Annotated in this window: 7 protein-coding genes; 6 read left to right on the forward strand and 1 reads right to left on the reverse strand. The window is 63.9% G+C overall.

The genetic code is table 11. The features are described 5' to 3' along the window. The first annotated feature begins 510 nt into the window (after nt 1-510). The 6 genes from ACO0LV_RS17935 to ACO0LV_RS17960 all read left to right on the forward strand — a co-directional run bounded on the left by ACO0LV_RS17935 (nt 511) and on the right by ACO0LV_RS17960 (nt 4,785). Nucleotides 511-897 (forward strand): helix-turn-helix domain-containing protein, encoded by a 387-nt coding sequence (locus tag ACO0LV_RS17935; RefSeq protein ID WP_424789292.1) that lies wholly within the window; start codon nt 511-513, stop codon nt 895-897. Nucleotides 898-939: 42 nt separating this feature from the next. After that, nucleotides 940-1,572, forward strand: coding sequence for an ImmA/IrrE family metallo-endopeptidase (locus ACO0LV_RS17940; RefSeq protein ID WP_424789293.1), 633 nt, complete (start codon nt 940-942; stop codon nt 1,570-1,572). A 21-nt stretch (nt 1,573-1,593) separates the two neighbouring features. Further along, complete coding sequence (locus tag ACO0LV_RS17945; RefSeq protein ID WP_424789294.1) at nt 1,594-1,812, forward strand: helix-turn-helix domain-containing protein; 219 nt, start codon at nt 1,594-1,596, stop codon at nt 1,810-1,812. Further along, on the forward strand, nt 1,805-3,463 hold the full coding sequence (locus tag ACO0LV_RS17950) for a tyrosine-type recombinase/integrase (RefSeq protein WP_424789295.1): 1,659 nt from the start codon (nt 1,805-1,807) through the stop codon (nt 3,461-3,463). Before ACO0LV_RS17945 ends, ACO0LV_RS17950 begins: the two co-directional genes overlap by 8 nt. Further along, on the forward strand, nt 3,460-3,654 hold the full coding sequence (locus ACO0LV_RS17955) for a hypothetical protein (RefSeq protein WP_424789296.1): 195 nt from the start codon (nt 3,460-3,462) through the stop codon (nt 3,652-3,654). The genes ACO0LV_RS17950 and ACO0LV_RS17955 overlap by 4 nt, the downstream gene beginning before the upstream one ends. Nucleotides 3,655-3,978: 324 nt before the next feature. Further along, nucleotides 3,979-4,785: a recombinase family protein gene (locus ACO0LV_RS17960; protein ID WP_424789297.1), complete on the forward strand. Its 807-nt coding sequence runs from the start codon at nt 3,979-3,981 to the stop codon at nt 4,783-4,785. On the opposite strand, the gene ACO0LV_RS17965 is transcribed toward ACO0LV_RS17960, so the two are convergent. After that, a partial coding sequence (locus ACO0LV_RS17965) for an IS1634 family transposase (RefSeq protein ID WP_424789298.1) occupies nt 4,763-6,000 on the reverse strand: 1,238 nt, incomplete at its 5' end. The genes ACO0LV_RS17960 and ACO0LV_RS17965 overlap by 23 nt on opposite strands.

The following is a 6,000-nucleotide window of genomic DNA, read 5'->3' on the forward strand; positions in this document are numbered from 1 at the left end:
ACGCCCGCGATCACTGACGATCTGGACGGGGCCTGTCGAGTAGCGGCGTTCCGGCGCTCCTTCGGGGCAAGCGGTAAGGCGAACGCTCCCGTCGGCGAACCTCGAAGCGCTTGTGCGCGCTGCCCTCCCTGAGTGGGACCCCCGTCCAGCCAGAAGTCAAGGACGCGGAGTTCGATTGACCGGCGTGTCGAGAGGGATGAGTGGCGTCCCGCATAGTGGTGTAGCGCGGTTGGCGTGATCGTTGCCCGGTGTGTCGCTGGGGGCGTGAGCGCGGCCACCGCGCTACACCACTCTATGGGGCACTACTTCGCCGGGCAGATCCATATGTTCAAAAGGAACCACCTGGGAGGCGACGAGATGAGCACCTGACACCCCTGTTACAGCCGCCTTCGGGCGGGGCCGCGTTCGCGGACGGCAGACGGAAAGTGTTGTAAAAAGAGCCTTTGACCAGGCTTTTTATAGAAAAAGGGAGTAAAATGGGTAAAACATGTAACCGGAGACCCGCACCCAATGAACAGCGCGACCGCGGCCATGCGCCTGGGCCCTTCCATAAAGCAGGCGCGTACACAACAAGGTATTTCCCTCCGTCGACTCGCTCAGCGCTCCGGTGTTCCGCGCACCACCATCGAGCGGATCGAGCAGGAGAAGATCGAACACCCGCGCCCGAACATTCTTCACGCACTCGGCACAGCGCTCGAGATTCCCGTGAGCGACTTGTACTCGCTGGCCAACTACCCGACGGTCGAAGCTCTGCCATCGTTCGCCCCCTACCTGCGCGCCCGCTACCAGGGCCTGTCCGCACAGGCGATCACCGAGCTCGACATCTACTTCCGCACACTCGCTGAACGCGACGGGATCGCACTAGACGGCCCCGCAGTCGGCGAAGACGAAACCTAGACCAACTAATCACTCCCGGGTGGGGAAAGGAGGAGACAACCAATGAAACCGACGATAGAGGAGAACACCGACGCCGCGAGGCTGACAAGTCCACCAGCGCGTCCACTCGACAGCGTTCCCAACCTCACTCGCCACCCACTGAGGCGTCTGCGCAGTCTCGTGCCCGAGCAGCCATATCCGTTCAGCTGGGTCGCAGCCCAGCGCATCGCCTCGGCCCAAGCCCGGCTCCTGCGAGACCTGGCTTCCCGCAAGCAGCAAGACCCCGTGGAGTTCGTGAAAGCCATCGCAACGATTGAAGTGCGCATGGATGACGACCTGCCCCAACTCAGCTCCCACTACTGGGACGCAGGCGCCCGACGCTGGATCATCACCATCCGCACGGGCTTCCCCAAGCCTGGCATTCGCTTCCTCATCCTGCGTGAGTTCAAGCGGATCCTCGACTATCCAGTTGGTCCCAGCCTCTACGACGCCCGACAGGAACGCGGCTCTGTCCAGGCAGACATGGCAGGAGACCATTTCACACTGAACGTTCTCATGCCCGCTCGCGCTGTCCGAGAAGCAATCAGCAACGGCATCACAACGATCAAGGGACTCGCCCGCCACTTCGACGTCCTCGACTACGCGGTGATCCTGCGCCTGTCTGACCTCGGCCTGCTTCCCAATATCACCGATTGATCGAAAGGAGGAATCTTCCCCATGAACGACACAGACACATCACCTGACACGAAGCTCGTCACCATCGACGAGGCAATCAAGGAACTGCGGATCGGCCGTGACCTGTTCTACCGTCTCATCCGCGCCGGGGATCTTCCCTCGGTCAAGATCGGCGCACGGCGATTCGTGACCCGCGCCGACCTCGCCGGCTACATCCGGCGTCAACGACAGGCAGCACGGCATGGAGCACATCATGTCTAGGCGCGCCAACGGCGAGGGCACTCTCACCAAACGCAAAGACGGCCGCTGGGAGGCCGCCGCGTTCGCCCCGACCCTGGACGGCCCCCGCAAACGCATCCGCGTGTACGCCCGCGATCGAAAGGCCGCTCACGACAAGCTCGTCGCGAAACTCGAGGAGATCCGCCTCGGCATCCCGACCGCGACCACCCGCTACACCGTCGGCGAGTACATGCAGCGCTGGTTGACGACGGTCGCACCCAAACGGGTCCGCCCCAACTCGCTGGTTCGATACGAGGCGATCGCGCGCCTGCACCTGATCCCCGTCCTCGGTTCGGCACCGCTGGCGACACTTTCGACCCGTGATGTCCAAGCGACCATCCAGATCCTCGTCCGCGCAGGCAAGTCCCCAAGCATCATCAGGCAGTGTCGCAAGCTGCTGTCCTCAGCGCTCAGCGAAGCCGTCCGCACCGGCCTCATCCTGCGAAACCCCTGCCAGCACGTCCGCATCCCCACCTACAAGCCCAAGCCGATCAGGCCGTGGGACGCCGAGGAGGCCGCAGCGTTCCTGGCCGCCACAACCAACCATCGCTGGTACGCGGGCTTCGTGATCCTGCTCTTCTACGGTCTGCGAGAGGGTGAGGTGCTCGGGCTGCGCTGGTGCGACATCGACTTCCGGCACAACGAGATTACCCTTCGCCAGCAGCTGCAGACGATCAACGGCGAACTCGTCGCCGTCGAGCTGAAGACCGACGCCGCCAACCGCACCGTGCCCCTCGTTCCCTTCGTTCGCGAAGCACTGCTCGCACACGCTCAAGCGCAGGGCACCGTCCTCGACACCGCGCACAGCCCCGACGTACCCGACGAGTACACGGCGGCAGGACTCGTGCTCCTGTCACGGGTCGGCACTCCGGTGTTCGCGGACAACTTCCTGCAGGTCTTCAAGCGGCTCAGCAAGGAAGCAGGAGTCCGCGTGATCAACGTGCATCACGCTCGCCACACCGTCGCGACGTTCCACTCCCTCCTCGGGACGCCACCCAAGGAAGCGCAGGCCATCCTCGGGCATGCGAACATCTCGACCACGCAGCAGATCTACCAGCACAGCGATCTGAGAACCCGTCGCCAGGCCGTCGCATCGCTCGCGTCCCACCTGGAAACCCGCATCGCGGAGAAGACGTCTCACGTCGCCACATCTCTGGCCACCGCCGAGGACACCGACAATCGTTGCCGTCAGCCGTTGCCGTCAGAGGCTCCTACCGGGCTCCCGGCCGTCAGCGTCACCGCCGCCGCACAGCCCGCGCCGCCAGAGGTGGAGACAACGATGAGACCGGGCGATAGCGCGGCGGTGAACGCCGACAATAGTGAAGCCATAAGGTCGCCAGGCACCGGCACTGATCCCGCCCGCGACGAACACGACCCCTGTCACTGGGCGCTCGACGCCTTGACGTATCCACAGATCATGTCGTTGCACGTCCGCACGCGACGACATGTTGTCGGCAGAGTTGCCGTCAGAATCTGCCGTCAAGCCGTCGCGTCGCCCGTGTCTTCGGGGCCAGGTCTGAGCGAGCTCGTCACCCTGCGCGGCGCCTGCAAGCGTGCGATGAGAAAGCGCCTGCGCCGTCGCAGCTTCCCCCTGAACCTCATCCCGACCATCGACAGCAAGGAGACGCCATGAACGGCCACAACCGGCGCGAGGGCGACGTGCCCATCGTCTACTTCCGAACACCGCCACCCACGCCACAGCACAGTGAGGAAGCGCCGTCTGCGACTCTCGAGGCACAGCGGGAGACGAGCCGTCTTGAAGCCGCACTGCGCAACCTGGTCCTCATCGATGAGTCCGACCACGGCGAGGAGGCAGGACGATGACACCGCGAATCAACTACGGCTTGCCAAACCTGCCCGGTATGCCCGACCTGGACAAGCTCACCGCTCCACACATCGAGCAGCTCCAACTCGGGAATGTCCTCGACTCCGCCCTCGACCTTGACGCCGTTCCGAAGGGTCAGCGCGCTGTCGTCTACTTCCGTGTCTCTGACCCGTCACAGACCAAGACCTCTCGCGAGTACGCGCACGGTGCGTCGATGGAGACGCAACGGCAGCTCTGCTACGAACGCGCCGCAGCCCTCGGGTACACCGTCATCGAGGAGTACATCGAACCGGGCAAGTCCGCCCTCGATCGAGAAGCGCCCCGTGTTCCGGCAGATGCTCGCCCGCATCCAAGCTCGCCGCGACGTCGACGTCGTGCTGGTCTACATGTTCGAGCGCGCCGGACGCAACCAATGGGAAGACGCCATCGTCGGCATGGTCTTCCAGTCCCTCGGGGTCCAGCTCATCTCCGTCACCGAACCGATGGACGATACCCCGGCCGGCAAGGCCATGCGCGGCATGATCAGCGTGTTCAACGAGATGATGTCCACCTCCCGCGGTGCAGACATCAAGCGGAAGATGGAAGCAGCAGCCAAGCGCGGCAAGACCCTCGGACGTGCCCGCCTGGGCTACCTCAACGTCCGAGACGTCTCCGAAGGCCGCGACATCCGCACCATCGAGGTTGATCCCGAGCGCGCCCCGTTCGTGAAGCTCGCGTTCGAGCTCTACGCCACCGGCGAGTACACCCTCAACGACATCGTGGACGAGCTCACCGATCGCGGCCTCACGACCCGTCCGACGGCAAAACATCCGGCTGGCCCGGTGTCGGTGAACAAGGTCCATCAGATGCTCCGCGACCCGTACTACACGGGTGTGGTCATCTACGAGGGCGAGCAGATCCCCGGCAAGCACGAGCCGCTGATCGACCAAGAGCTGTTCGACAAGGTCCAGGAGGTCAACCGCGCCCGAGGCAAGTCCGGCGAACGCCGCCGCGAGCACCACCACTACCTCAAGGGCACCGTCTTCTGCGGCCAGTGCAAGCAGCAACGCGACGTCGACCGGCGCCTGCTCATCCAGCGCTCGGTCGGACCCGAGTTGCACATTTGCCTTAGTGTCCCGGTTTTTCGGTGATCTGGTTGATGATTTCGGCGGTTTCCGGGGGGATGTAAGCGGGGAGTTTGTGGGTCTGTCCGCCGGCGCGGATGAGCGCGGCGCGGATTGGGCGCAGAGTGGTGATGATCTTCTTCAGCGATAGCCCGGTGGCGGCTTGCATGTAGCGGGCCAGGGCCAGGGCGGTGAAGACGATGGTCAGGTGGGCCTCGATCGAATCGCGGGTTCGGTGGAAGATCGGCCTGGCGCGCAGGTCGCTTTTGCTCATCCGGAAGGAGGCCTCGACCTGCCATAGGTCGTGGTAACTGGCGATGACCTCACCGGCAGGCATCATGGTGGCGGGGATGTTGGTCTGATAGCCCTTCAGCCCGACCAGACGCCTGGCGCGGTCCAAGGCGGCGACATCGAGTTCCCGGCCGGCTTTGGTGGTGGTAATGAATCGGGCGTTCTTCGGGCGGACTTCACCGTTGATGATCGCCAGCGCCCGGTTCTCTTGGGTGGTGATGGTCTTGGTATCCCGGGTGGCGCGTCTACGTGAGTACTGCCAGATCGCCCGCCAGGCCTTGGGATGTTTCACCGGGTCCCACACCGGTTCGGCCTTCTTGGCGGTGTCGTGTTTCCTGGGCCCGCCGCTGCGGGGAGTGATCGTATCGATCACCTGCCCGTCATCGAAGGCATCCCCGTGCCAGTGGAAGTGGCGGGCCAGGTCTCCGGGGGCCTTGGTGGTCCGGGAGCCGACGATGAACCGCATCTTCGCCTCATCCAACGCCTCCAGGTTGGCCTGGGACAGCATCCCGGCATCGGCCACGATGACCATGTCCTCGATGTTGTGCCGGTCCTGGAACTGCTCGATGATGGGCAACAGGGTGTGGGTCTCGGCGTGATTTCCTTCAAAGCAGCCGATCTCCAGCGGGAACCCGCCCCGGTCGACCAGCAATCCGACCACGATCTGGGGATCGATCCGACGTTCCTTCGAGTAGCCGACTTTGCGCAAGTCGTCCTCGTGCTCGGCCTCGAAATACAGCGTGGTGACGTCGTAGAGAATTAGGGAAATATCACCGTGGCTGGTCGCGTGGGCGAAGCACTTCTGGGCAATCTGGGACCGGTAGTCCTCGGCGTTGATCCGCTTCAAACACGCGCCGATCGTGTTGCGGTGCGGGGCATCAACGCCCAGTTCCTCCAGGATCCCGATGGTGGCCAACTTCGAAGCCGGCTCGATCAACCGGGCCAGCACCA

It is taken from the genome of Pseudactinotalea sp. Z1739 (genome assembly GCF_049725055.1).
GTDB lineage: Bacteria > Actinomycetota > Actinomycetes > Actinomycetales > Beutenbergiaceae > CALKWS01.

Excerpts from the sequence above, each read along its gene's own strand:
- ACO0LV_RS17935 (WP_424789292.1), top strand. The coding sequence starts at position 511 with ATGAACAGCGCGACCGCGGCCATGCGCCTGGGCCCTTCCATAAAGCAG.
- ACO0LV_RS17940 (WP_424789293.1), top strand. The coding sequence starts at position 940 with ATGAAACCGACGATAGAGGAGAACACCGACGCCGCGAGGCTGACAAGT.
- ACO0LV_RS17945 (WP_424789294.1), top strand. The coding sequence starts at position 1,594 with ATGAACGACACAGACACATCACCTGACACGAAGCTCGTCACCATCGAC.
- ACO0LV_RS17950 (WP_424789295.1), top strand. The coding sequence starts at position 1,805 with ATGTCTAGGCGCGCCAACGGCGAGGGCACTCTCACCAAACGCAAAGAC.
- ACO0LV_RS17955 (WP_424789296.1), top strand. The coding sequence starts at position 3,460 with ATGAACGGCCACAACCGGCGCGAGGGCGACGTGCCCATCGTCTACTTC.